General features: G+C 67.0%; 21 protein-coding genes and 1 pseudogene. 3 read left to right on the forward strand and 19 right to left on the reverse strand.

Translation table 11 applies throughout. The annotated features are described in order from the left end of the window. Positions 1-58 precede the first annotated feature (58 nt). The 17 genes and pseudogenes from nuoN to IEY07_RS11305 all read right to left on the reverse strand — a co-directional run bounded on the left by nuoN (position 59) and on the right by IEY07_RS11305 (position 19,246). The gene (gene nuoN / locus IEY07_RS11230) at positions 59-1,657 is read right to left on the reverse strand and encodes an NADH-quinone oxidoreductase subunit NuoN (RefSeq protein WP_229669977.1); all 1,599 of its coding nucleotides are present in this window, start codon (positions 1,655-1,657) and stop codon (positions 59-61) included. After that, on the reverse strand, positions 1,657-3,219 hold the full coding sequence (locus IEY07_RS11235; protein WP_188895481.1) for an NADH-quinone oxidoreductase subunit M: 1,563 nt from the start codon (positions 3,217-3,219) through the stop codon (positions 1,657-1,659). The genes nuoN and IEY07_RS11235 overlap by 1 nt, the downstream gene beginning before the upstream one ends. Positions 3,220-3,246: 27 nt before the next feature. After that, positions 3,247-5,151 (reverse strand): NADH-quinone oxidoreductase subunit L, encoded by a 1,905-nt coding sequence (gene nuoL / locus IEY07_RS11240; protein ID WP_229669978.1) that lies wholly within the window; start codon positions 5,149-5,151, stop codon positions 3,247-3,249. A 12-nt stretch (positions 5,152-5,163) separates the two neighbouring features. Next, positions 5,164-5,463 (reverse strand): NADH-quinone oxidoreductase subunit NuoK, encoded by a 300-nt coding sequence (gene nuoK, locus IEY07_RS11245; protein WP_188895482.1) that lies wholly within the window; start codon positions 5,461-5,463, stop codon positions 5,164-5,166. Further along, on the reverse strand, positions 5,463-6,353 hold the full coding sequence (locus IEY07_RS11250; RefSeq protein WP_268239215.1) for an NADH-quinone oxidoreductase subunit J: 891 nt from the start codon (positions 6,351-6,353) through the stop codon (positions 5,463-5,465). The genes nuoK and IEY07_RS11250 overlap by 1 nt, the downstream gene beginning before the upstream one ends. Positions 6,354-6,580: 227 nt before the next feature. Then, a pseudogene (nuoI, locus tag IEY07_RS11255) lies at positions 6,581-7,081 on the reverse strand (NADH-quinone oxidoreductase subunit NuoI); the annotation flags it as partial. After that, positions 7,081-8,400: an NADH-quinone oxidoreductase subunit NuoH gene (gene nuoH, locus IEY07_RS11260; protein WP_188895483.1), complete on the reverse strand. Its 1,320-nt coding sequence runs from the start codon at positions 8,398-8,400 to the stop codon at positions 7,081-7,083. The pseudogene nuoI and the gene nuoH, both read right to left, overlap by 1 nt. Then, the gene (locus IEY07_RS11265; RefSeq protein ID WP_188895484.1) at positions 8,397-10,856 is read right to left on the reverse strand and encodes an NADH-quinone oxidoreductase subunit G; all 2,460 of its coding nucleotides are present in this window, start codon (positions 10,854-10,856) and stop codon (positions 8,397-8,399) included. The genes nuoH and IEY07_RS11265 overlap by 4 nt, the downstream gene beginning before the upstream one ends. After that, complete coding sequence (nuoF, locus tag IEY07_RS11270; RefSeq protein ID WP_188895485.1) at positions 10,853-12,196, reverse strand: NADH-quinone oxidoreductase subunit NuoF; 1,344 nt, start codon at positions 12,194-12,196, stop codon at positions 10,853-10,855. The genes IEY07_RS11265 and nuoF overlap by 4 nt, the downstream gene beginning before the upstream one ends. Further along, positions 12,193-13,008: an NADH-quinone oxidoreductase subunit NuoE gene (nuoE, locus tag IEY07_RS11275; RefSeq protein ID WP_188895486.1), complete on the reverse strand. Its 816-nt coding sequence runs from the start codon at positions 13,006-13,008 to the stop codon at positions 12,193-12,195. Before nuoE ends, nuoF begins: the two co-directional genes overlap by 4 nt. Further along, positions 13,005-14,357: an NADH-quinone oxidoreductase subunit D gene (locus tag IEY07_RS11280; RefSeq protein ID WP_188895487.1), complete on the reverse strand. Its 1,353-nt coding sequence runs from the start codon at positions 14,355-14,357 to the stop codon at positions 13,005-13,007. Before IEY07_RS11280 ends, nuoE begins: the two co-directional genes overlap by 4 nt. Continuing rightward, positions 14,357-15,190, reverse strand: coding sequence for an NADH-quinone oxidoreductase subunit C (locus tag IEY07_RS11285; RefSeq protein WP_188895488.1), 834 nt, complete (start codon positions 15,188-15,190; stop codon positions 14,357-14,359). Before IEY07_RS11285 ends, IEY07_RS11280 begins: the two co-directional genes overlap by 1 nt. Beyond that, on the reverse strand, positions 15,187-15,744 hold the full coding sequence (locus IEY07_RS11290) for a NuoB/complex I 20 kDa subunit family protein (RefSeq protein WP_188895489.1): 558 nt from the start codon (positions 15,742-15,744) through the stop codon (positions 15,187-15,189). Before IEY07_RS11290 ends, IEY07_RS11285 begins: the two co-directional genes overlap by 4 nt. A 42-nt stretch (positions 15,745-15,786) precedes the next feature. Next, positions 15,787-16,149, reverse strand: a complete 363-nt coding sequence (locus IEY07_RS11295) for an NADH-quinone oxidoreductase subunit A (protein ID WP_188895490.1) — start codon at positions 16,147-16,149, stop codon at positions 15,787-15,789. A gap of 124 nt (positions 16,150-16,273) precedes the next feature. Next, entirely contained in the window at positions 16,274-17,548 is a 1,275-nt protein-coding gene (locus IEY07_RS11300; protein WP_188895491.1) for a geranylgeranyl reductase family protein, read from the reverse strand. A gap of 299 nt (positions 17,549-17,847) precedes the next feature. After that, positions 17,848-17,970 (reverse strand): hypothetical protein, encoded by a 123-nt coding sequence (locus IEY07_RS24460; protein WP_268239211.1) that lies wholly within the window; start codon positions 17,968-17,970, stop codon positions 17,848-17,850. Positions 17,971-17,980: 10 nt separating this feature from the next. Then, positions 17,981-19,246, reverse strand: coding sequence for an isochorismate synthase (locus tag IEY07_RS11305; protein ID WP_308422935.1), 1,266 nt, complete (start codon positions 19,244-19,246; stop codon positions 17,981-17,983). Positions 19,247-19,394: 148 nt separating this feature from the next. On the opposite strand from IEY07_RS11305, the gene IEY07_RS11310 reads away from it, so the two are divergent. The 3 genes from IEY07_RS11310 to IEY07_RS11320 all read left to right on the forward strand — a co-directional run bounded on the left by IEY07_RS11310 (position 19,395) and on the right by IEY07_RS11320 (position 21,815). Then, positions 19,395-20,357: a phosphotransferase family protein gene (locus IEY07_RS11310; protein ID WP_188895492.1), complete on the forward strand. Its 963-nt coding sequence runs from the start codon at positions 19,395-19,397 to the stop codon at positions 20,355-20,357. Positions 20,358-20,561: 204 nt separating this feature from the next. Beyond that, positions 20,562-21,185: a ClpP family protease gene (locus tag IEY07_RS11315; protein WP_188895493.1), complete on the forward strand. Its 624-nt coding sequence runs from the start codon at positions 20,562-20,564 to the stop codon at positions 21,183-21,185. Between the two features lie 12 nt (positions 21,186-21,197). Continuing rightward, positions 21,198-21,815, forward strand: coding sequence for an ATP-dependent Clp protease proteolytic subunit (locus IEY07_RS11320; RefSeq protein ID WP_188895494.1), 618 nt, complete (start codon positions 21,198-21,200; stop codon positions 21,813-21,815). A 3-nt stretch (positions 21,816-21,818) separates the two neighbouring features. Here the strand turns inward: IEY07_RS11320 and IEY07_RS11325 are convergent, their stop codons facing one another. Further along, positions 21,819-22,244 carry a helix-turn-helix domain-containing protein gene (locus IEY07_RS11325; RefSeq protein WP_188895495.1) on the reverse strand — a complete coding sequence of 142 codons (426 nt, stop codon included), beginning with the start codon at positions 22,242-22,244 and terminating at the stop codon, positions 21,819-21,821. A 230-nt stretch (positions 22,245-22,474) separates the two neighbouring features. Then, positions 22,475-23,233 (reverse strand): GAF and ANTAR domain-containing protein, encoded by a 759-nt coding sequence (locus tag IEY07_RS11330; protein WP_188895496.1) that lies wholly within the window; start codon positions 23,231-23,233, stop codon positions 22,475-22,477. Positions 23,234-23,265 lie beyond the last annotated feature (32 nt).

Consider the following 23,265-nt stretch of genomic DNA (forward strand, 5'->3'; position numbering starts at 1 on the left):
AACAGCCGACCGGTTGCCCACCGTACTAGAGCGTACGACCGGCCGCCGCCCGCTCAGGTCAGCGCAGGAACTCGCCGGCGCTTGCGGCAAGATCGAGAACCGGACCGGGATAGACACCCAGCACGATGGTGGCGACGACCCCGAAGCCGACCGCGACCAGTGTCGTCCAGCCCGGGCGGGCGACCTCGGCCACCGGAGCATCCGCCTTCGGCTCGGTGAAGAACATCGTCACGATCACCCGCAGGTAGATCACCGCGGCGATCAGCGAGATCACCACGGCGGCGACGACCAGCCATTGCTGTCCCCCGGCCCAGCCGGCGGCGAACACCGACCATTTGCCGATGAATCCACCGGTCAGCGGAATACCGGCGAAGCTCAGCATGAACAGCGAGAACACCGCCGCGGTCACCGGGGAGCGCCTGCCCAGCCCGGCCCAACTGGCCAACGAGGTCGACTCCCCGCCGCGCAACCGGACCATCGTGATGATCGCGAACGCGCCGATCGTGGCGACGCTGTACGCGACCAGGTAGAACAGCGCCGAGGACACGCTGGACAGGCTGTCGGCCGGCTTGCCGTTGCCGGTCTGGCTGGCCGCGGTGACCGCGACCAGGATGAAACCGGCGTGACCGATCGAGGAGTAGGCCAGCAGTCGCTTCAGGTCGGTCTGGGCGATGCCGACGACGGAGCCGACGAACATCGTCACCAGCGCGACCACCAACATCACCGGCTGCCAGTCCCAGCGCAGGCCGCCGAGGGCGACATAGAACAGCCGCAACAGCGCGCCGAAGGCAGCGATCTTGGTGCAGGTCGCCATGAAACCGGTGATCGGTGTCGGGGCACCCTGGTAGACGTCAGGGGTCCAGGAGTGGAACGGGACCGCGCCCACCTTGAAGAGCAGCCCGACCCCGACCAGCGTCATGCCGGCCAGCAGCAGACCGTCCTTCTGGGTCGAGGACTGCAGCGAGTCCGAGATCGCCGACAGGTCGAACGAGCCCGCGAAGCCGTACAGCAGCGCCATGCCGTAGACGAAGATCGCCGACGACAACGAGCCGAGCAGGAAATACTTCATCGCCGATTCCTGGCTGAGCAGCCGCCGGCGCCGAGCCAGCCCGCAGAGCAGGTAGAGCGGCAGCGACAGGATCTCCAGGCCGACGAACATCATGATCAGATCGTTGGCCGCCGGGAACAGCATCATGCCGCTGAGCGCGAACATCGCCAGCGGGTAGACCTCGGTGTGCTCGAACCGGGCCTCGATCGCCTCCTGCTCTCCGGTGCTTCCCGGTACGGCCGCGGCACTCGGGGTGAACGCCGACGCGTTGCCCTCCAGCCGCCGCTCGGCGAAGATCAGGAACGAGACGCCGGCGAAGACCAGCAGCACGGTCCACAGGAAGTACGTCGGCCCGTCGATGCTCAACGCACCGAGGGCGATGATCGCCTTGTCGCCGCCCGCCCAGTTCAAGATGGTGACGAACAGCGCCAGGATGATGCCCAGGAAGGCCACCAGCAGTTGCAGCGAGTGCCGCAGCGGTCGCGGCGCCAGGGCCTCGACCAGGACCCCGAGGCAGGCCGCGACGACGACCATCAGGAAGGGCATCAGCAGGCCGTACTCGATGTGCGGCGTCGGGATGTCCATCCCGATCAGCGAGAGGGCCGGCATCACCGACCTCCTTCCGAGGCGTGGGGTTGCGGATCAGTCAGCCCGACATGTTGGGTCAGCGTGTCGGAGACGGTCGGATTGATGATCGACAGGATCGGCTTCGGGAAGAAGCCGAGCACCAGGATCACCAGGGCCACCGGGATGAGCGCCAGCCGCTCCTTGCCGGACAGGTCGACGGTGAATTTCTCGGTCACCGCCGCGGTCGGCACACCGGTCGCGGTGCGCTGGTACATGATCAGCGCGTACAGCGCGGCCAGCACGATGCCGATGGTCGCCACCACCGCATAGATCGGGTGCCGGGAGAACGTACCGGCCAGCACCATGAACTCGCTGATGAAGCTCGACATGCCTGGCAGGGCCAGCGCGGACAGTGCGCCGAAGAGCAACAGCCCGGCCAGCAGCGGCGTCGCCTTGACCACACCGCCGAAGTCGCTGATGTCGCGGGACCCGCGGCGCTTGATCATGAAGCCGGCGGCCAGGAAGAGCGCCGCCGTGGACAGCCCGTGGTTGAGCATGTAGAACGTGGCACCGCTGGCGCTCTGGGTGGTGAAGGCGAAGATGCCCAGCACGATGAAACCGAAGTGGCTGACCGAGGTCCAGCCGATCAGCCGGTGCAGATCCTTGCTGCCGATCGCCATCAGGGCGCCGTAGATGATCGAGATGATCGCGAGCACCATCACCACCGGAGTCGCCCACTTGGACGCATCCGGGAAGAGCTGCAGGCAGAATCTGATCATGGCGAAGGTGCCCAGCTTGTCCATCACGCCGGCCAGCATCACCGCCCCGCCGGGGGTGGACTGCTCCACCGAGTCCGGCAGCCAGGTGTGGAACGGCACCATCGGCGCCTTGATCGCGAACGCGATCATGAAGCCGACGAACAGCCAGCGCTCGACATTGGTCGACAGGTGCAGTTGGGTGAGGTCGGTCAGCAGGTAGCTCGGCGCACCGTGCTGGGCGGAGACGATGCCCAGCCCGATCACTGCGGCCAGCATCACGAACCCGCCGAACAGGCCGAAGAGCAGGAACTTACCGGCCGCGTACGCCCTCCGCGCCCCGCCGAAACCGCCGATCAGGAAGTACATCGGGAACAGGATGACTTCGAAGAACAGGTAGAACAGGAAGACGTCGGTCGCGGTGAAGGCGAAGAGTGCGAAACCCTCGGTGGCCAGGATCAGGCCGACGAAGGCGTGCGCGCCCCACCGATGGGTGACGGCCGTCCCATCCGGTGACACAGGTTCACCCGGCTTGGGCAGATCGGGGTCGTTCCAGGAGGCGATCAGCACCACCGGGGTGAGGAAGGCCGTCAGCAGCACCAGGGTCAGGCCGATGCCGTCCAGGCCGAGTGCGTAGTGCGCGCCGATCGCCTTGATCCAGGTGGCCTGCTCAGCGAGCTGAAAGCCTTTGGTACCGGTGTTGTAGGTGAAGGCGACGATGATCGCCAGCACCAGCGTGACCAGCGAGAACGCCAGACCGACCTGCTTGGCGGCGGTGCCGCGGACGAAGATCATCGCCAGGCCGCCGATGAGCGGGAGCAGACCGAGGATGGTCAGCCAGGGGAACACGTCAGGATCTCCTTCTCAAGCCGGTTCTCAGGCCAGCCGGCCGAGGACGACGACGATGCCAACCAGGAATGCGCCGGCGATCATGGTGAGGGCGTAGGACCGGACGAATCCGCTCTGCCAACGGCGCAGCCGGGCGCCGACACCGGCGATGATGCCGGAGACGCCGAGGATCGCACCGTCGACACCACCGGTGTCGGTCTTGGTGACACCCTCGACGAGTCCGATCCCGGGCCGCATGAAGACGGCCTCGTTGATCGCATCGCCGTAGAGGTCGTTGCGGCCGGCCAGGGTGAACGGCGACCGGCTCGCAGGCTGCTCGACCGGGATCTGGCGACCGCGGCCGAAGATCAGGATCGCGATCACCACGCCGATGGCGACCACCGGCAGCGTGATGCCGCCGATCAGGCTGAAGTCGAAGATGCCCGAGTGGCCCGACTGGCCACCGACCGCCGGATCCAGCCAACCGCCGATCCAGTCGTTGAGCAGCAGACCGGCGAAGACCGAGCCGATCGCCAGCAGGATCAGCGGAACCGTCATGATCAGCGGTGATTCGTGCGGGTGCACGCCGTCGGCGTAACGATCCCGGCCGAACCAGGTCATGATCATCAACCGGGTCATGTAGAAGGCAGTGACACCAGCACCGATCAGGGCCAGCACACCGAGGATCCAGCTGCGGTCGAAGGCGGCCTCGACGATGTGGTCCTTGGAGAAGTAGCCGGACAGGAACGGGAATCCGATGATCGCCAGGTAGCCCATGCCGAAGGTGACGAAGGTGATCGGCAACGCCTTGCGGAGTGCCCCGTAGTGCCGCATGTTCACGTCGTCGTCGGTGGCGTGCATCACCGAACCGGCGCCGAGGAACATGTTGGCCTTGAAGAAGCCGTGGTTGACCAGATGGAAGATCGCGAAGGCGTACCCGGCCGGGCCGATGCCTGCGGCCAGCATCATGTAGCCGATCTGGCTCATGGTGGAGCCGGCCAGCACCTTCTTGATGTCGTCCTTGCTGCAGCCGATCCAGGCACCGGCCAGCAATGTCACGGTGCCGATGATCGAGACCACCAGGGCCGCGGTCTCGGTCTGGGCGAAGATCGCGTGGCTGCGGACGATCAGGTAGACACCGGCGGTGACCATGGTGGCGGCGTGGATCAGCGCCGACACCGGGGTCGGGCCCTCCATCGCGTCCAGCAGCCAGGACTGCAGCGGGACCTGGGCGGACTTTCCGCAGGCGCCCAGCAGCAACAGCAGGCCGAGGATTGTTGCTTGGGTGAAGGTCATGTTGGCCGCACCGGCGTTGACGTCGGAGAACTGCACCGAGCCGAACAGGTACAACATGAAGGCGATGCCGACCGACATGCCCAGATCGCCGACCCGGTTGACCACGAAGGCCTTCTTGGCCGCGGTCGCGGCGGTCGGACGATCCTGCCAGAAACCGATCAGCAGGTACGACGCCAGGCCGACGCCCTCCCAGCCGACGAACAGCGCGAAGTAGTTGTTGGCCAGCACCAGCAGCAGCATCGCTGCGATGAACAGATTCAGGTAGGCGAAGAACCTGCGCCGGTTGGGATCGTGGGCCATGTAGCCGATCGAGTAGATGTGGATCAGGCTGCCGACACTGGTGATCAACAACGCGAAGATGATCGACAGCTGGTCGATCTGCAGACCGGCCTCGATGTGCCAGTTGCCGACGGCGATCCAGTCGTACAGCTTCAGGTTGACCGAACGGTCACCGACGCCACGGCCCAGCAGCTGCAGGAAGAGCAGCAGCGCGAGGACGAAGGACGCGATCGGTGCCAGGGTGGCGAGGATGTGTCCCCAGGGGTTGGAGACCTTGCCCGCGACGAGCAGGAGCGCGGCGATCACACCAGGGATGGCGATCAGCAGCCAGGAGAGTGAGAACAGGCCGGTCGCCTGGGTCACTTCGAGCGGGGTCACTGGCCGGTCCTCTCAGAACTTCAGCAGGTTGGCATCGTCGACCGAGGCCGAACGGCGGGTGCGGTAGATCGTCACGATGATCGCGAGCCCGACCACGACCTCCGCGGCGGCCACCACCATCACGAAGAAGGCGGCGATCTGGCCGTCCAACGATCCGTGCATCCGGGAGAAGGTGACCAGCGCCAGATTGGAGGCGTTCAACATCAACTCGATGCACATGAAGACGATCAGGACGTTGCGGCGGATCATCACGCCGAGCAGGGCGATCGAGAAGAGGATCGCCGACATCACGATGTAGGCCTGGGGATCCATCAGTTCTCCTCCTCGGATTCGCCGGGCTCGAGCTCAGGCTGGATGCCGCGGGCCGGGGTGGCGGGGTGCGGGACATAGGAGGCGACCGCGGTCGCCGGATTCTCCGCCCGGTCCGGGGCGATCGCCTGCACGGTCTGCTTGGTCGGCGCGATCAGGTCGGCCGGGTTCTGCACGGAACCGCGCTGGCGCAGCGTACTGGACACCGACACCTCCGCGATCTCGCCATTGGCCAGCAGGGCCGGGGTGTCCACCGCGTTGTGCCGGGCGTAGACGCCTGGTGGCGGCAGCGCGCCCGGATGGGCACCGGTCTCGGCGTACTTCCTGAGTCGCTCGGTGACCAGCTCGGCCTGGGTCTTCTTCTTCCGCGTCCGCTCCCGGTGCGCGAGCACCATGGCGCCCAGCGCAGCGGTGATCAACAGCGCCGAGGTCGCCTCGAAGGCGACGACGTAGCGGCCGAAGATCAGCGCGGCCAGACCCTGCACGTTGCCGCCGTTGGCGTTGTTGGCCTGGGCCAGCCCGGTCGGCCGGCCGACCAGGGCGTTGCCGACGGCGAAGATCAACAGGATGAAGAAGCCGAGCGCGGCCAGGATCGCCAGCACCCGCTGGCCCTTGATCGTCTCGACCAGAGACTCGGAGGTGTCGACGCCGACGATCATCATCACGAAGAGGAAGAGCATCAAGATCGCGCCGGTGTAGACGATGATCTGCACCGCAAAGAGGAAGGGCGCCTGCTGGGCCGCGTACTGGACGGCCAGCGACACCATCACCGCGGCCAGGCTGAGGGCCGAGTGCACCGGCTTGCGGGCCAGGATCGTCCCGAGCGCGCCGAGGATCATCACCGGCATCAACATCCAGAATGCGAACGAGGCGCCGGTCACCAGCGGAACGATCACTGTTGGTCACCCGTTTCAGAGTTGTCTGCGGAGGAATCTTCGGCCCGCTGCGCCCCTTCCGCCCGTTGGGGGAGCGCCTTGGCCTTGCCCATCGCGGCCAGCGCGGTGGCGGACTGCGGGGTGTCGGCGTACAGCTCGGCGACCTGGGCCTGGGCCTTCTCGCGGTCCTTCTTGCGCCAGCCGGCGTTGGGCAGTCCGGCGTTGGAGTCGGCCGGCATCGGCTTGGTCTCGGGCAGGCCGAGGAAGTATTCCTTCTCGCTGTTCCCGAGCCGGCGCGGGTGCGGCGGCGCCTCCATGCCGGGCAGCAGCGGCGCGAGGAGCTGGTGCTTCTCGTAGATCATGTCCTCGCGGGTGAAGTCGCTGAGCTCGAAATGGTTGGTCATCGTCAGCGCCCGGGTCGGGCAGGCCTCGATGCACAGGCCACAGAGGATGCAGCGCAGGTAGTTGATCTGGTAGACGCGGCCGTACCGCTCACCCGGGCTGTACCGCTCGTCCTCGGTGTTCGATGCGCCCTCGACGTAGATCGCGTCGGCCGGGCAGGCCCAGGCGCACAGCTCGCAGCCGACGCACTTCTCCAGACCGTCGGGCCAGCGGTTGAGCTGGTGGCGGCCGTGATAGCGCGGCGCGGTGATCTTGGGACCGGCCGGGTAAGCCTCGGTGAAGGTCTTCTTGAAGAAGGTCTTGAACGTGACACCGAATCCGGCGATCGGATCAAGCAGTCCCATCAGCTGTCTCCATTCGCGGGCTGTTGGTCGTGGGCCGGGTCTTGCGCCGTGGCCACCGGTTCAGCGCTGACCACTCCGGCCAGCTCCGGCAGCACCTGGCCCCGGCGCGGCGGCACCGGGAAGCCGCCGGCGAAGGCGTCGAACTCACCGCTGTCCTCCGGTTCGGGCTCCTCTTCCTCGCGACCGCCCCCGAACAACACCGCCGCCAGGATGGCGAGCACGATGACGGCGACGATCACCCAGAACACCGGACTGCTGCGCAGGTCGTTGCCGGGCTTGAGCAGCGTCTGCATGGTGGCCACGACCAGCACCCAGACCAGCGAGATCGGGATCAGCCACTTCCAACCCAGATTCATGAACTGGTCGTAGCGGAACCGAGGCACCGCGGCCCGGACCCAGACCATGAAGAACATGAAGAGCACGGTCTTGATCACGAACCAGAGCAGCCCCCAGTAACCGTGGTCCATACCGAGCCAGTTGAACGGGATCGGCGCGTGATAGCCGCCGAGGAAGATCGTCACCGCAACCGCGGACACGTTGGTCATGGCCATGTATTCGGCCATGTAGAACATCGCGAACCGCATCGAGGAGTATTCGGTCAGGTAGCCGCCGACGATCTCCGACTCGCCTTCCGGCAGGTCGAAGGGGGTCCGGTTGGACTCGCCGAAGATCGATATCACGAAGATCACGAATGACGGGATCAGCGCCAGGCAGTACCAGAGCTTTCGCTGGGCGTCGACGATCTCGGAGGTCGACAGCGATCCCGCGTAGAGGAACACCGCAACCAGGCTGAGCCCCATCGCGACCTCGTAGCTGATCATCTGCGCGGACGCACGGATGCCGCCCAGCAGCGGGAAGGTCGAATTCGACGCCCACCCGGCGAGCACCACACCATAGATGCCGACCGAGGTGACGCCGAGGATCAGCAGCACCGAGATGGGCATGTCGGTGACCTGCAGCCGGGTGTGGTGGCTGCCCACCGGGACGACACCGGCGAACGGGATCACCGCGAAGATCAACACCGCCGGGATCACGTTGATCGCCGGCGCGATCATGAAGACGATCTTGTCGACGCCGCTGGGAGTGATGTCCTCCTTGAGCATCGACTTCAGGCCGTCGGCCAGGGACTGCAGCGATCCGAACGGGCCGTTCATCGTCGGCCCGGGGCGGTTCTGCATCCGGCCGAGCACCTTGCGCTCGAAGACGATCGCGAACAGCACGAACAGGATCAGCAGTACGAAGCCGAAGAGAGCCTTCAGGATGACGATCCACAGCGGGTCGTTCATGAAGATGCTCAAATCCATCGGCACGAGTGTCATGCCTGTGCTCCTTCGATCCGTACGACCCCTTCGATCCTGACCAGCTCGCCGGAACTTACCGCCAGGTGCTCGCTCACGGCCAGTCCACCCGGTCCGCGATCCGAGATGGCGCGGGTCGGCAGCCAGATGACACCGTCAACCATGTCGTCGACGATCTCGGCCTCGAAGGTGACCGCTCCGCGATCGGTGCTGACGACGACCTGATCGGTGATCGCGGCGCCGGCAGCCGTCCGAGCGCTCAGCCGGGCGACCGCCCTGCGCGCCGTCCTGATCAGGGTGGCCTCACCTTCGAGCACCCGGGCATCGTCCAGGTGCAGCCGCCAGGTGGACAGCACGGCGTTCGACCCATCGACCGATTCCGGGTTGCCGGCAGCCGCCTGCGGGGCCGCGGCACGCTCGCCCTCCCAGGCACCCAACTCGGCCAGCTCGGCACGGGCCTGCTCGGTGGTCCGGACACCGAGGTCGGTGCCCAGTCCGTCGGCGAGTGCGGCCAGCACCCGCAGGTCGCTCATCGCGTTCGGCTTCTTGATCACGACCGGGAACGGGCGCTCGCGTCCTTCCCAGTTGATGAAGCTTCCGGAGCGCTCCTCCAGCAGCGCCACCGGGAGCACCACATCGGCGCGCTCGGTGACCTCGGAGGCGCGGGCCTCGAGGCTGACGACGAAGCCGGCATTCTCCAGGCCGACCCGGACGATGCTCGGATCGCGGAAGTCCGACGGCTGGACGCCGCCGACGACCAGGGCCTCGAGCTGTCCACCAGAAGCGGCGATCAGGATCTCCTCGGCATCCCGGCCCGGCTCCGACGGCAGCGAGCCGGTGCCCCAGACGGCGGCCACGTCCACCCGCGCCGACGGATCGGCGAGCGGGCGGCCGTACGGCAGCAGGTTGGGCAGGCAGCCTGCCTCGACGGCACCGCGCTCGCCGGCACGGCGCGGGATCCAGGCCAGCCGGGCTCCGGTACGTCCGGACAACTCCAGCGCCGCGGTCAGTGCGCCGGGCACCAGCGCGAGCCGCTCGCCGACGATGATCACCGACTTCTCATCCAGCTCGATGCCGGCCGGCAACTCGGCGAGGACGTTCGCCTCGTCACCGGGAACGGTCGGCACCAGGGTGGCACCCATCTTCGCCGCGCCGTCGGAGAGGTAGGCCGCCAGCTGGAACGACTTGAGCCCGGTCTTGCGGAACGCCTTGCGCAACCGCAGGAAGACGATGCCGCCCTCGTCCTCCGGCTCGAAACCGGCCATCAGGACGGCGGAGGCGTTCTCCAGGTCGCTGAAGGTGACTCCCCTGCCGGTTCCGGCAACAGCCGCCGCCAGGAAGTCGGCCTCCTCGGCCCCATTCCCGTTGGACCCGTACGGACGGGCACGGAAGTCGATGTCATTGGTGCCGAGCACGGCGCGGGCGAACTTGCTGTAGCCGTACGCATCCTCGACCGGAAGCCGGCCACCGGTCAGCACGCCGACCGAGTTGCCGGCCTTGCGCAGTCCTTCGACCGCCGCGTCGATGGCCTCCGGCCAGGAGGCCGGCCGCAGCACGTCACCATCGCGGACCAGCGGGGTGGTCAACCGATCCTCGCCCCGGCCGTAGCGGAAGGCGAAGCGGTCCTTGTCGCTGATCCACTCCTCGTTGACCTCGGGATCGTCGCCGGCCAGCCGACGCATCACGGTGCCGCGCCGGTAGTCGACCCGGATCGCCGAACCCGACGAATCGTGCTCGGCGACCGACGGCACGCTCACCAGGTCGAAGGGGCGGGCCCGGAAGCGGTAGTCGGCGCTGGTCAGCGCACCGACCGGACAGATCTGGATGACGTTGCCCGACCAGTAGCTCTCCAGCGGCTGCCGCTCGTAGATCCCGACCTGCTGCAGCGCGCCCCGCTCGACCAGCTTGATGAACGGGTCACCGGCGATCTGCTCGCTGAAACGGGTGCAACGGGCGCAGAGCACGCAGCGCTCGCGGTCCAGCAGCACCTGGGCCGACAGGTTGATCGGCTTGGGATAGATCCGCTTCACACCGTCGTAGCGGGACTCCCCGGCGCCGTGGCTGAGGGACTGGTTCTGCAGCGGGCACTCACCGCCCTTGTCACAGATCGGGCAGTCCAGCGGGTGGTTGATCAGCAGCAGCTCCATGACGCCCTTCTGGGCCTTCTCGGCCCGGGCGCTGGTCTGCTGGGTCTCCACCTTCATGCCCGGCATCACGGTGATGGTGCAGGAGGCCTGCGGCTTGGGGAAGCCGCGGCCGTTGCCCATGTCCGGGATCTCGACCATGCACTGCCGGCAGGCACCGACCGGGTCGAGCAGCGGGTGGTCGCAGAACCGCGGGATGTCGATCCCGATCAGCTCGGCGGCGCGGATCACCAGGGTGCCCTTGGGCACGCTGACCTCGACACCGTCGATGGTGATCGTGACGAGGTCTTCTTTCTTCTCCACCTCGGTGGAGGAGTTCTGGGTGACGGTCACTGTGCCACTCCCGCGGGCTGAGCGTAGATGACGTTCTTCTCGTACGGGAAGAGCTCCCACGCCGGCGTGTGGTAGCCGGCCTCGAACTCGTCCCGGAAGTGCTTGATCGCCGAGTTGATCGGGGTCACCGCCGCGTCGCCGAGGGCGCAGAAGGACTTGCCGCCGACGTTGTCGCAGATGTCCAGCAGCTTCTCGACGTCGCCCTCCTGGCCCTGGCCGGCCTCGATCCGCTTGAGGATCTGCACCAGCCACCAGGTGCCCTCACGGCACGGGGTGCATTTGCCGCAGGACTCGTGCTTGTAGAACTCCAGCCAGCGGGTCACCGCGCGAACCACCGAGGTGGTCTCGTCGAAGATCTGCAACGACCGGGTGCCGAGCATCGAGCCGGCCTTGGCGACCGAGTCGTAGTCCAGCGGGGTGTCCAGGTGCTCGGCGGTGAAGATCGGCGAGCTCGATCCGCCGGGGGTCCAGAACTTGAGCTGGTGTCCCTCGCGGATCCCGCCGGTGATGTCCAGCAGCTGCCGCAGCGTGGTGCCCAGCGGCACCTCGATCTGGCCCGGGTTCCTGACGTGACCGGACAGCGAGAAGATGCCCATGCCCTTGCCGTTGTCGACGCCCATCGAGGTGAACCAGTCGGCACCTCCTGCCACGATCGACGGGATGGTGGAGATCGACTCGACGTTGTTGATCACCGTCGGAGAGCCGTACAGGCCGGCGACCGCGGGGAACGGCGGCTTCAGCCGTGGCTGGCCGCGCCGTCCTTCCAGCGAGTCCAGCAGCGCTGTCTCCTCACCGCAGATGTACGCGCCCGCACCGGCATGCACGATCACCTCGAGGTCGTAGCCCATGCCGAGCATATTGCGGCCCAGGTAGCCGGCCGAGTACGCCTCGCGGACGGCCTGCTGCAACCGCCGGATCACATGCAGCACCTCGCCCCGGACGTAGATGAAGGCGTAATGGGCGTTGAACGCGTACGAAGAGATCGCGATGCCCTCGACCAGCGTGTGCGGGCTGGCCATCATCAACGGCATGTCCTTGCACGCACCGGGCTCGGACTCGTCGGCGTTGACCACCAGGTAACGCGGAGCGCCGTTGTCGGGCAGGAAGCCCCACTTGTTGCCGGTCGGGAAGCCGGCGCCGCCACGGCCGCGCAACTGGGAGTCCTTGACCAGCTGGACGAGGTCGCCCTGCGGTTGCTGCAGAGCCGTACGAAGCGCCTTGTAGCCGCCGCGCCGCTCGTAGTTGGTGATCTTCCAGGCCCGGTCGTCACCCCAGTTCGCGGTCAGCACCGGTGTGATCGGATCCGGCGAGTACGGCTCGGCGGAAATCGTCTCGGTCACTTCGCCCCCTCTTCGCCTTCTGCAGCCCGGGCCGCGGCCAGCGCGTCGGCGGCCTCCTGCGGAGTCGGTGCCTTCCAGTTGTTCTCGGCGGCCAGCCGGACGCCGAGCTGCGAGGCCGGACCGGCGGTCGGGCCTTCGTCGGCGCGGTCGTCGGAGTAGCCGGCAAGCACCCGTTCGGCCTGTTTCCAGGTGGTGATCCGGGCGCCGCGGGTGGAGGTGATCTCCACCCCGTTGCGCAGCTTGGTGACCGTCTCGGTGGCCGAGTCGGGATCCTGGTTGTCCAGGAACTCCCAGTTGACCATCAGTACCGGCGCGTAGTCGCAGGCCGCGTTGCACTCGATCCGCTCGAGGGTGATCTTGCCGTCCGGCGTGGTCTCGTCGTGGCCGACGCCGAGCTCCTTGCTGAGCCGGTCGAAGATGTCGTCGCCGCCCATGATCGCGCACAGCGCGGTGGTGCAGACGCCGACGTTGTATTCGCCGTTGGGGCGCCGCTTGTACATGGTGTAGAAGGTCGCCACCCCGGACACGTCTGCGGTGGAGACGTCGAGGATCTGGGCGATGATCTCGATGCCGGCCGGCGTCACCCGACCCTCGACACTCTGCACCAGATGCAGCATCGGCAGCATCGCCGACCGGGACTGCGGGTAGCGGGCCGCGATCTGGCGCAGCTCGTCGACGGTCTTGTCGTCGATCAGGGTGTCGGTCACCGAGACGTCGATCGGCTCCGGTCGATGGGCGTTCGGATCCTCGGCGTCCACTCCGGCCGGCACCTGCCCGAACCGGCCATCCTCACGCCTGACGTCGTGACTCATCGGTCGACACCTCCAAGAACCGGATCGATGGTTGCGATGTTGACCACCACATCGGCGATCATGCCGCCCTCGCTGAGGGCCGGAAGTGCCTGCAGGTGATGGAAACTCGGGTCCCGCAGGTGCACCCGGAACGGCTTGGTGCCACCGTCGGAGACGACATGGGCGCCGAGCTCGCCCTTGGCGCTCTCGGTCGGCACGTACGCCTGTCCCGGCGGCACCCGGAAGCCCTCGGTGACCAGCTTGAAGTGATGGATCAGCGACTCCATCGACTGGCCCATGATGTGCTTGAGATGCTCGTTGGAGTTGCCCTGGCCGTCCGAGCCGATCGACAGCTGGGCCGGCCAGGCGATCTTGGGATCGTCGATCATCACCCGCTGGCCCTGGGTCTCCTCCAGCCGGGCCACGCACTGGTCGATGATCCGTACGCTCTCCCACATCTCGTCGATACGGTTGCGGAACCGGGCGTAGCTGTCGCCCTCGTCACGGACCGGGATGTCGAATTCGTAGTCCTCGTACCCGGAGTACGGGAGGGCCTTGCGCAGGTCGTAGTCATAGCCGGCGGCCCGCAGGATCGGTCCGGTGACACCGAGCGCCATGCAGGCGGTCAGGTCGAGATGGCCGACGCCGACCAACCGGGACTTGACGATCGGGTTGGCGTTGGCGAGCTTGCTCAGCTCGGGCATCTGCTTCTTGATCGACTTCAGGGTGTCCTTGAGCAGTTGCAGGCCGTGATCAGGGAGATCGTTGGCCACCCCGCCCGGGCGGATGTAGGCGTGATTCATCCGCAGGCCGGTGATCGCCTCGAAGACGTCCATGATCTTCTCCCGCTCGCGGAAGCCGACAGTCATGATCGTCGTGGCGCCGAGCTCCATACCGCCGGTGCCGAGGGCGACCAGGTGCGAGGCGATCCGCATCCACTCGGCCATCATCACCCGGATGATCTTGGTCCGCTCGGTGATCTGATCCTCGATCTCGAGCAGCTTCTCCACGCTCAGCACGTAGGCGAGCTCATTGTGCAGCGGCATCACATAGTCGGCCCGGGTGATGAAGGCGACCGCCTGGGTCCAGGTGCGGAATTCGGTGTTCTTCTCGATGCCGGTGTGCAGGTGGCCGATGCTGGACCGCAGCTCGGTCACGGTCTCGCCGTCGAGTTCGAGGATCAGCCGGAGCACCCCGTGGGTGGACGGGTGCTGCGGGCCCATGTTGACCACGATCCGCTCGTCGCCGCGGTCATGCTGCTCGGTGACGATGTCGTCCCAGTCGCCGCCCATCGCGGTGTAGACGGTGCCCTCGGCGGGCTCTTCGCCCTGGCCGGCGAAAAGATCCTGGTCGCTGGTCGTGCTGGTCATCAGTTGTATGACCTCCGGTTTTCGGGGCTCGGAATGCGCGCACCCTTGTACTCGACGTCGATGCCGCCGAGCGGGTAGTCCTTGCGCTGCGGGTGACCCGGCCAGTCGTCCGGCATCAGGATCCGCGTCAGATGCGGGTGACCGTCGAAGATCAGCCCGAACATGTCGAAGGTCTCCCGCTCGTGCCAGTCCGCGCCGGGATAGACGCTGACCACCGACGGGATGTGCGGATCGGAATCCGGCGCGGAGACCTCGAGCCGGAGCCGACGGTTGTGAGTCATCGAGCCCAGGTGATACACGGCGTGCAGCTCCCGGCCGGTGTCGGTCGGATAGTGCACCCCCGAGACGCCGCTGAAGAACTCGAAGCGCAGCTGGGCGTCGTCACGCAGGTTCTTGACAAGAGCGAGCAGGTGCTCGCGGGCCACGTGCAGGGTCAGGTCACCGCGGTCGATGACGACCCGGGTGATCACCTGGCCGGCATTCGGCATCAGCGCCGCGATCCGGTCGATCGCGGCGTCGTACCAACTGCCGTACGGCCGCTGGCTCGGACCGGGGAATTCGATCACCCGGCGCAGCCGACCGTAGCCGGAGGTGTCGGGCGTGCCCTTGACGCCGAACATGCCGTCGCGGACGGCCAGGATCTCCGGACCCTGGGCGCTGCCCGGGCCGGTCGGGGTCGGCTCGAGGTCCGCGCGCTCTTCGGGACCCCCTTCGGGGGTGGCGTCGGGTGGCGTACTGGGCACCTTGTCCTTCGTCTCCTCGGCGTCCTTACCGGGCTGCTGCCCGTTCGAATCGTCCCGCGGCGTGTTCTTCGGGGTGCTGGGGTCGCTCACCGCAACAGGCCCTTTTGCTCGATCGTCGCGGGCTTGGCCAGGGCGAGCCGCTCATTCTCGGCCTCGACCTCTTCGCGGTGGCTGCCGATCGGCAGCTTGGCGACCTTCAGCTTGCGCAGCTTGAAGATGCCGTCGATCAGCATCTCCGGTCGCGGCGGGCAACCGGGGACGTACACGTCGACCGGGACGATGTGGTCCACGCCCTGGACGATGGCGTAGTTGTTGAACATGCCGCCGCTGGAGGCGCAGACCCCCATTGACAAGACGAACTTGGGCTCGGCCATCTGGTCGTAGACCTGACGGACGATCGGTGCCATCTTCTGGCTGACCCGGCCGGCGACGATCATCAGATCGGCCTGCCGGGGGCTGTTCCGGAAGACCTCCTGGCCCCAGCGGGCGGAGTCGAACCGCGGCGTGCCCATGGTCATCATCTCGAACGAGCAACAGGCCAGGCCGAAGGTGACCGGCCAGAACGACGCGCTCCGCGCAGCGCCGGCCAGGGCCTCGACCGTGGTGAGCAGGATGCCGCTCGGCAGCTTTTCCTCAAGCCCCATGGTGGTTGCTCCTCAGCGTGAATCCAGTCGGCGTGAGTCCGGTCAGTCCCATTCCAGGCCTCCCCGGCGCAGGATGTAGAAGTAGGCGACGAAGACGGTGACGATGAAGAGCACCATCTCGACCAGGGCGAAGACGCCCATCTGGTGGAAGGACACCGCCCACGGATAGAGGAAGACGATCTCGATGTCGAACACGATGAAGAGCATCGCGGTCAGGTAGTACTTCACCGGGAAGCGACCGCCACCGGCCGGCTGCGGCGTGGGCTCGATGCCGCACTCGTAGGAGTCCAGCTTGGCTCGGTTGTACCGACCAGGGCCACCGACCATCATGCTGGCGGCGATCGTCAGGACGACGAATGCCGCGGCGATGATCAGGGCGATCACGAAGCCGACGTAGAGGCTCATGCCCTAGTCCCTTTCACTGGTTCTCGTGCCCATCTGTTGGCGCCCGTCTCTTTGCGCACGTCCATCCCTATCGCACCGGGCTGACGGTGCCGCACCGGGGCCGCTTGCTCGGGTTCGCTGTTGATCATGTCGACGGCGCGATCCTGGACAGGCCATTGACGATGTGGTCGTAGATGTCACCGTTGCGGTGATCGGTGAGGTTGGACAACATCTTCAAGGTGAACTGCATGACCACCTTGCGCGGCAGGCCGTAGCGCACTGCTGCCTTCATGATCGTCGGCTGGGCGATGATCTTGGTGAAGACACGGCCGAGCGAGTAGTAGCCGCCCCAGGTCTCCTTCAACTGCGCCGGGTAGCCGTACAACGCCTTCTCCGCGCTCGGAGTGCCGACACCGCGGTAGTGTGCCTCGGCGATCGCGTTGGCAGCCATCTCGGCCGACTCCATCGCGTACGGGATCCCCTCGCCGTTGAACGGGCTGACCATGCCGCCCGCATCGCCGACCAGCAGTAGCCCGCGGTTGTAGTGCGGGGTCCGGTTGAAGGCCATCGGCAGCGCGGCGCCGAGCACCCGGCCGACCTGGTTCTGGTCCCGGAAACCCCACTCCTGCGGAGTGTTGTCCATCCAGACCTTCAGCATCTGCTTGTAGTCGACCTTGCCGAACGCCTTGGAGGTGTTGAGGATGCCGAGGCCGACATTGCAGGTGCCGTCGCCGAGCGGGAAGATCCAGCCATAGCCGGGAAGCAGATCCGACTCCCCCGGCTTGCCGGTCCACAGCTCCGGCCAGGACTCGATGTAGGGGCTGTCGTGCAGCGGGCTCTTGTAGTAGGTCCGGACCGCGACGCCCATCGGCAGCTTCTCGCGCCGGTTGATGCCCATCGCGATGCTGATCCGGGTCGAGTTGCCGTCGGCGGCGACCACCAGCGGCGCGCTGAAGCGCTGGCCGTCCTTGGTGACCACACCAGTGATCCGATCGGTGACCGGATCGATGATCGGCTCGGTGACATTGGCCAACTCGTACAGCTTCGCGCCCGAGGCGACCGCGTTCTCGGCCAGCAGTTGGTCGAAATCGGCCCGCTGCCGGGTGACGCCGAAATTCGGGTAGTCGACCAGGTCGGGCCAGTCCAGGTCCCAGTGCCGCCCGCCGGCCCAGAACCGCAGGCCCCGCTGGTGGGCCCAGCCGTTGTCGGTGGAGATGTCGATGCCGAGCTTGATCAACTGCTTGGTGCCGCGCGGGGTGAGCCCGTCGCCGCAGACCTTCTCCCGGGGAAACTTGGTCTTCTCCAGCAGGGAGACGTCGAGTCCACTGCGGGCCAGGTACGTCGCAGCCGCCGAACCTGCTGGTCCGGCTCCGACGACGATCACATCGCTAGTGATCGCGCCGCGTTCGCTGCCAGTCATTCCAACTCTCCGGACGACTTGATACTGAGGGTGATACTGAGGGACTTAGTGAAACTCTTCACTAGCTATCGGTCACTCTACGACGGGACCACCCCGCCAGTCACGTCGGTATGGGGCTAGTGAACCCGGCGTTATCGAATCGGTCAATTCCACGCGGGGGCGAGACGTTTCCCCTAGCCAGCGCGGGTAATTACGCAACCTCATCCTTGCGAAAACCCTCACCTCGCCGAGGGGTCACTTATTCCCTCATTTCGGCGGCGTGCCGCGAACTCAGCCAGGAAAGGAATCGACCCGGATCCTCAAATCTTGAGCGCGCGGACGAAGATGCCGCCGGCACCGAGCAGGTCGACGAGCTGCTGCCAGCCGATCCTTCGCCTTCTGATCGCGCGTCGCAGCCATGGCGGCCGCGTCCCCGCGTCCACAGCCAGTGAATCAACCGGCGAGGGCGTCCCGCATCGGTACGAGTTTGGCGACCGACTCGGCCAGCTCGGCCTCCGGATTCGAGCCGCCGACGATGCCGCAGCCGGCGTAAAGCCGGATCTGCCGCGGATCGTCGGCATCGATCCGGCCGCACCGCAGGGCGATCGCCCACTCGCCGTCACCGTCGGCGTCGATCCAGCCGACCGGGCCCGCGTAGCGGTCCCGGTCGAGATGCTCGAGCTCGGCGATCGTCGACCGGGCCAGTGCCGTAGGCGTACCGCAGACCGCCGCACTCGGGTGCAATGCGGCCGCCAGCGCCAGCGAACTCGCCTCGGGTGCTGCGACCGCCGTCACGTCGGTTGCCAGGTGCAGCACATTCGGCAGCTCCAGCACGTACGGCGCGTCCGGGACGTTCATCCCGGAGCAGTAGGGCGCCAGCGCCCGCGCAACCGAGGTCACCGCGTACTCGTGCTCCTCGAGGTCTTTGCTCGAGTGCGCCAGCGACGCAGCCAAGGCGAGATCCTGGCCGGCATCAGCCGATCGCCGGATGGTGCCGGCGAGCACTCGCGAGGTGGCCAGGCCGGCCTCGCGTCGCACCAGCATTTCCGGCGTGGCGCCGACCAGTCCGTCCACGTGATAGGTCCAGCAGGTCGCGTACTCCTCGGAGAGCCGGCTGACCAGCCGTCGCGGATCGATCGGACTGTCGGCGATGGCGACCAGCTCCCGGGCCAGCACCACCTTGTCCAGCTCGGTGGTCATGATCCGGCCGACGGCCTCCGCGACCGCCTGCTCCCACTCCGGACCGCTCAGCTTGCCGTCTGCGAAGGTCACCGCTCCTGGGGCCTCGACCGGTTCGATCCGGGGCGCGCTGATCGGCGGCGCGTCCGAGGGCCGGATGGTGGTCCGCCAGGCACGACCGGCCCGGCGGCCGATGATCAACTCGGGAATGATCAGCACCGACTCCGCGGCGGTGTTGTCCGGGTCGAAGACGAAACTGCCGAATGCGACGAACCCGGTGCCCGGCAGGTCGTCGCCACCCAACGCGGACTCGACCACCAGCTGATCGCGGAGCTCCCGCCACCACTGCTCGGCGTCAGCCAGCGAGGTCGCCTTGTGGCGAGCCGCCTCGCCGTAGCCGATCATGCCCTCGCCCCGCCGGATCCAGGCCGTCGTGGCGGCATCCGGCATCGCGTCGGCGAGCGGTCCCGGGTCTGCGATCTCCTCGGTCGCGACCAGCAGCCGCGGCCGCTCGACCGGCCCGGGAGCAGACGTCCTCACGCCGCTCAGATTAGCCGCGCCGGAACCGAAACCGACTATCCCCGATTTGTGAGATGCACCTCGTGATCCAGGTCTCAGCCGGCGAGATTCGACGCGGCCGTACGGCAATTGACTCGCGATCCGGCACCGGTACGACCATGATCCGGTTATGTCCGCTCGTACGCCCACCCCGCTCACCGTGCCGCACGCCGCAACCGCACAACGTCCGGCCTGGGCCGACCTGCCGGCCGCGGTCCAGGACTGGACCCAAGATCAACTCGGTGCGCGGGTGGTCTCGGCGGCGAATGAGCTCAGCGGTTACACGCCCGGCTTCGCCGCCCGGTTGCAGCTGGACGACGGCCGCCGGGTCTTCGCCAAGATCGCCGGTTGGGGCAAGGAGTGGCTGCTGGAGTCCTATGCCAACGAGGCGCTCAAGCGGCGTACGCTTCCGGTCGCCGTCCCGGCACCGGAGTTGATCTTCGACGCCCGGTCCGGGATCGACGGCGGGGATTGGCAGTTGCTGGCCTTCGCAGAGATCGACGGGCGCCCGCCGCACCGGCCATGGACCGATGCCGACCTCAGGGTCGCCGTCAGGGCGGTCGAGACGGCCGCGCAGGCTCTGACACCGGCTCCGCCCGGATACGCGTGGGAACCGCTGAGCGAGGCACTGGGCGGTCTTGGCCCGGACAAGGAGCAGATGATCACCGAGCGGTTCGGCGACCACGTCGCCGAATTGCGGGACCTGATCATTGCCCTGCCGCAGCGCTGCAACGGGACCACACTGGTGCACTGCGACCTGCGCGACGACAACATGATCATCGGCGCCGACGGACGTGCCTGGATCGTGGATTGGAACTTTCCGGCGCTCGGCAAGCCCTTTGTCGATCTGGTGACGCTCCTGATGTCGGCCCGCGGCGACGGGCACGACGTCGACGCGATCCTGGCCGCGAGCCCGGTGGTCACACCGCAGGACAAGGACGCGATCGACAGCCTGCTCGCCGACCTCGCGCTCTACTACGCGATCGCCTCGACCAGCCCGGAGCCGGACGGCTCACCCTATCTGCGGGAGCACCAGCGCTGGAGCGCCGTCGTGGTCGCCGACTGGCTGGCCGAGCGCCGCGGCTGGACCTGACCCTCCCACCCGCCGAGGAGTCACATATCCCTCAATATGTGCGGCGTGTCGCGGTCTCCCGGTCGGTGCGGTGACGACACGCCGCACGGATCAGGGAATTACCGACCCCTCGGCGGGTATGCCGGAGGCAGATTAGCTGCCGGCAGATCGGGGTGGATTCCAGGTCAGGGACGGGCACCGTTGGTCATGAGAGGAGAAACGATCATGATCAATACCACCAGGGAAGGCGAGCCGCAGTTCCGCTCCGGTCTCGTTGATCAACTCGTCCAACGGCTGCTGGAGCAGAGGATCGTGCTGCTCGGCCAGCCGGTCGACGACGCGATCGCCAATCGGCTCTGCGCCCAACTGCTGTTGCTGTCCGCTGAGGACTCCAAGGCCGACATCAGTCTCTACATCAACTCACCGGGTGGCTCGGTCTCGGCCGGACTGGCTGTCTACGACGTGATGAAGCTGATCCCCAACGACGTCAGCACCCTGGCCATGGGGCTGGCGGCGAGCATGGGGCAGTTCCTGTTGTCCGGCGGCACCAAGGGCAAGCGCTACAGCCTGCCGAACGCGCGGGTGCTGATGCACCAGGGTTCGGCCGGGCTCGGTGGGACCAGTGCCGACATCGAGATCCAGGCCGAGAACCTCGAATACACCAACCAGCTGATGAACACGCTGATCGCCGAGCACACCGGACAGTCCAAATCCACCGTCGACGCGGATTCGCTGCGAGACCGCTGGTTCACCGCCCAGCAGGCGCTGGACTACGGAATCATCGATGCCGTCGTCAGCGAGGTCGCCGACGTGCGACCGGCGGTCCGCACCCGGTCGGCGCGACTCTAGGAGAAGATGATCATGAGCCAGTACTCCATTCCGACCGTGGTCGAGAAGACCATCCGCGGCGAGCGGGTCTCCGACATCTACTCCCGGCTGCTGAGCGACCGGATCGTGTTCCTGGGTACGCCGATCGACGATGGTGTCGCCAATGTGATCATCGCGCAGCTGCTGCACCTGGACTCCGAGAACTCCGAGCAGGACATCGGCTTCTACATCAACTCGCCCGGCGGGTCGCTGACCGCGCTGATGGGCATCTACGACACCATGCAGTTCATCAGTGCCCAGGTCGCGACCGTCTGCATCGGTCAGGCGGCATCATCGGCTGCGGTGCTCCTGGCTGCGGGTGCAGCGGGCAAACGCTCGGTGCTGCCGCACTCCCGGATCCTGTTGCACCAGCCGTCCGGGAGTGCCGAGGGCACCCTGCCCGATCTCGCCGTACAGGCCAAGGAGATCGCACGGCTGCGCTCCCAGCTCAATGAGGTGCTCAGCCGGCACACGGGGCAGCCGATCGACAAGATCAAGACCGACACCGATCGGGATCTGATCCTGACCCCGGAGGAGGCGGTCGGCTACGGCGTCGTCGACCGAGTGATGCAGCCGCGCGAAGCCTCCGCGGCTGCGTACCGGATCGGCTGAGGATCAGGCCGCGAGCGCCAGCACGTCGCCGGGGCGACCGGCCGGATGCCCGATGCGTCCAGCGCCGACCCGCTGGGGACGTACGGTCAGGGTCTCCTGGACCTCATGATCGAGGAGGTCCACGTAGGTCCTCCAGACCAGGTCCAGCAGATCAAGATCAAGCGCGCCGCAGACTGCGGCGAGCATCTCAGAGGAGGGCTCCTTGCGACCACGCTCGATCTCCGACAGGTACGGGACCGAGATGCCCGCAGTCTCGGCAACGTCGGACAGGGTGCGCTTCTGATCATGCCGGGCTCGGCGGAGCACGCCCCCGAGCAGGGTCCGCAGCAGCGGATCACCGGGCCGTCGATGCCGCCCCAGCGGCACGACGTCGGCGCCGGGAATCGCGTCGGATCGCTGCGGTTGCGGGGGCTGTGGCGCTTCGGTCATGAAGCAACGCTAATCCGGCCGCCGGCCGGAATCGTCAACCTTTCGCTGCCAGCAGAAGGGACAGGACCCCGGGGGCGGATCCGCCGGCCGTTTGCTTGACCGGCGGATCCTGGCGCCCGAGAACTCCTAGGTCTGTTGCCCGGGAACCTGCGCCACCACTACCCAGCCCGGCGAGCTTCCACCGTCGACAGCGGAAGCGACCGGATCCGGCCAGCGGCAGTTTCGGGTGATCAGTCGTCCGGGCCGATCCCGAATGCCTGATCAAGACCGGCGGCGGGGTCAGCCGGGGCGCCGTCGACGCCGGTCGTCTTGATGCCACCGGACTCAGCGAGAGTCTCGGCGAGCACCCGGAGCTTGACATTGTGGGTCTGAGAGTAGCGCCGCAACAGTTCGAAGGACTGGTCGAGCGTCAGCCCGAAGCGTTGCATCAGCATCCCCTGCGCAACACCGATGATCTGGCGGGACCGGGCCGCGGCCCTCAAACCCTCCTCCACGTGGGCCGCTGCCAAGGCACTGGCGGCGTGCCGGGCGAAGACACTGGCGATGCCGAGGTCGGTCGCGTCGAAGGCGTACGGCTGGTGGGCGAAGAGATTCAGCGATGCGGCCAGCGGCGAACCGGTGATCTCCAGGCGAAGACTCAGGACGGACCGGACACCCAGCTCTGCCGCAGCCGGCGCCCAGCGCGGCCACCGCAGTTCACTGCTCAGGTCGTTGACCGTCAGGGTCCCGAGCTCCCAGACCTCGTCCACGCTCGGACCTTCGCCGAGATCTTCCTGGAACTGTGCGGCCTGGGCAGCGATCGGATCCGACGCCGCCGCGGTCGTCAGCCGCCCGTCCCGCTCGCGCAGGATGATCCCACAGGCGTCGCAGGCATCGACGGCCTGGACCGCCAGGCTCGCGATCCGCTCGAGTGTCGGCTGCTGCTGATGCTCGGCGTGCAACTGCTCAGCGAGCTGTGCGAAGTCCTCGGCGTACTTCAAAGAATTCACCTCCGAGTCCAGCCACGATCCGCTCTCCGTGC

Source organism: Microlunatus endophyticus (assembly GCF_014646195.1).
Lineage (GTDB): Bacteria > Actinomycetota > Actinomycetes > Propionibacteriales > Propionibacteriaceae > Microlunatus > Microlunatus endophyticus.

Coding starts and splice junctions, on each gene's coding strand:
- IEY07_RS11290 (WP_188895489.1), bottom strand. CDS start 15,744: ATGGGGCTTGAGGAAAAGCTGCCGAGCGGCATCCTGCTCACCACGGTC.
- IEY07_RS11295 (WP_188895490.1), bottom strand. CDS start 16,149: ATGAGCCTCTACGTCGGCTTCGTGATCGCCCTGATCATCGCCGCGGCA.
- nuoK (WP_188895482.1), bottom strand. CDS start 5,463: ATGGATCCCCAGGCCTACATCGTGATGTCGGCGATCCTCTTCTCGATC.
- nuoE (WP_188895486.1), bottom strand. CDS start 13,008: ATGAGTCACGACGTCAGGCGTGAGGATGGCCGGTTCGGGCAGGTGCCG.
- nuoN (WP_229669977.1), bottom strand. CDS start 1,657: ATGCCGGCCCTCTCGCTGATCGGGATGGACATCCCGACGCCGCACATC.
- IEY07_RS11315 (WP_188895493.1), top strand. CDS start 20,562: ATGATCAATACCACCAGGGAAGGCGAGCCGCAGTTCCGCTCCGGTCTC.
- nuoH (WP_188895483.1), bottom strand. CDS start 8,400: ATGACACTCGTGCCGATGGATTTGAGCATCTTCATGAACGACCCGCTG.
- IEY07_RS11310 (WP_188895492.1), top strand. CDS start 19,395: ATGTCCGCTCGTACGCCCACCCCGCTCACCGTGCCGCACGCCGCAACC.
- IEY07_RS11280 (WP_188895487.1), bottom strand. CDS start 14,357: ATGACCAGCACGACCAGCGACCAGGATCTTTTCGCCGGCCAGGGCGAA.
- IEY07_RS11320 (WP_188895494.1), top strand. CDS start 21,198: ATGAGCCAGTACTCCATTCCGACCGTGGTCGAGAAGACCATCCGCGGC.
- IEY07_RS11325 (WP_188895495.1), bottom strand. CDS start 22,244: ATGACCGAAGCGCCACAGCCCCCGCAACCGCAGCGATCCGACGCGATT.
- IEY07_RS11300 (WP_188895491.1), bottom strand. CDS start 17,548: ATGACTGGCAGCGAACGCGGCGCGATCACTAGCGATGTGATCGTCGTC.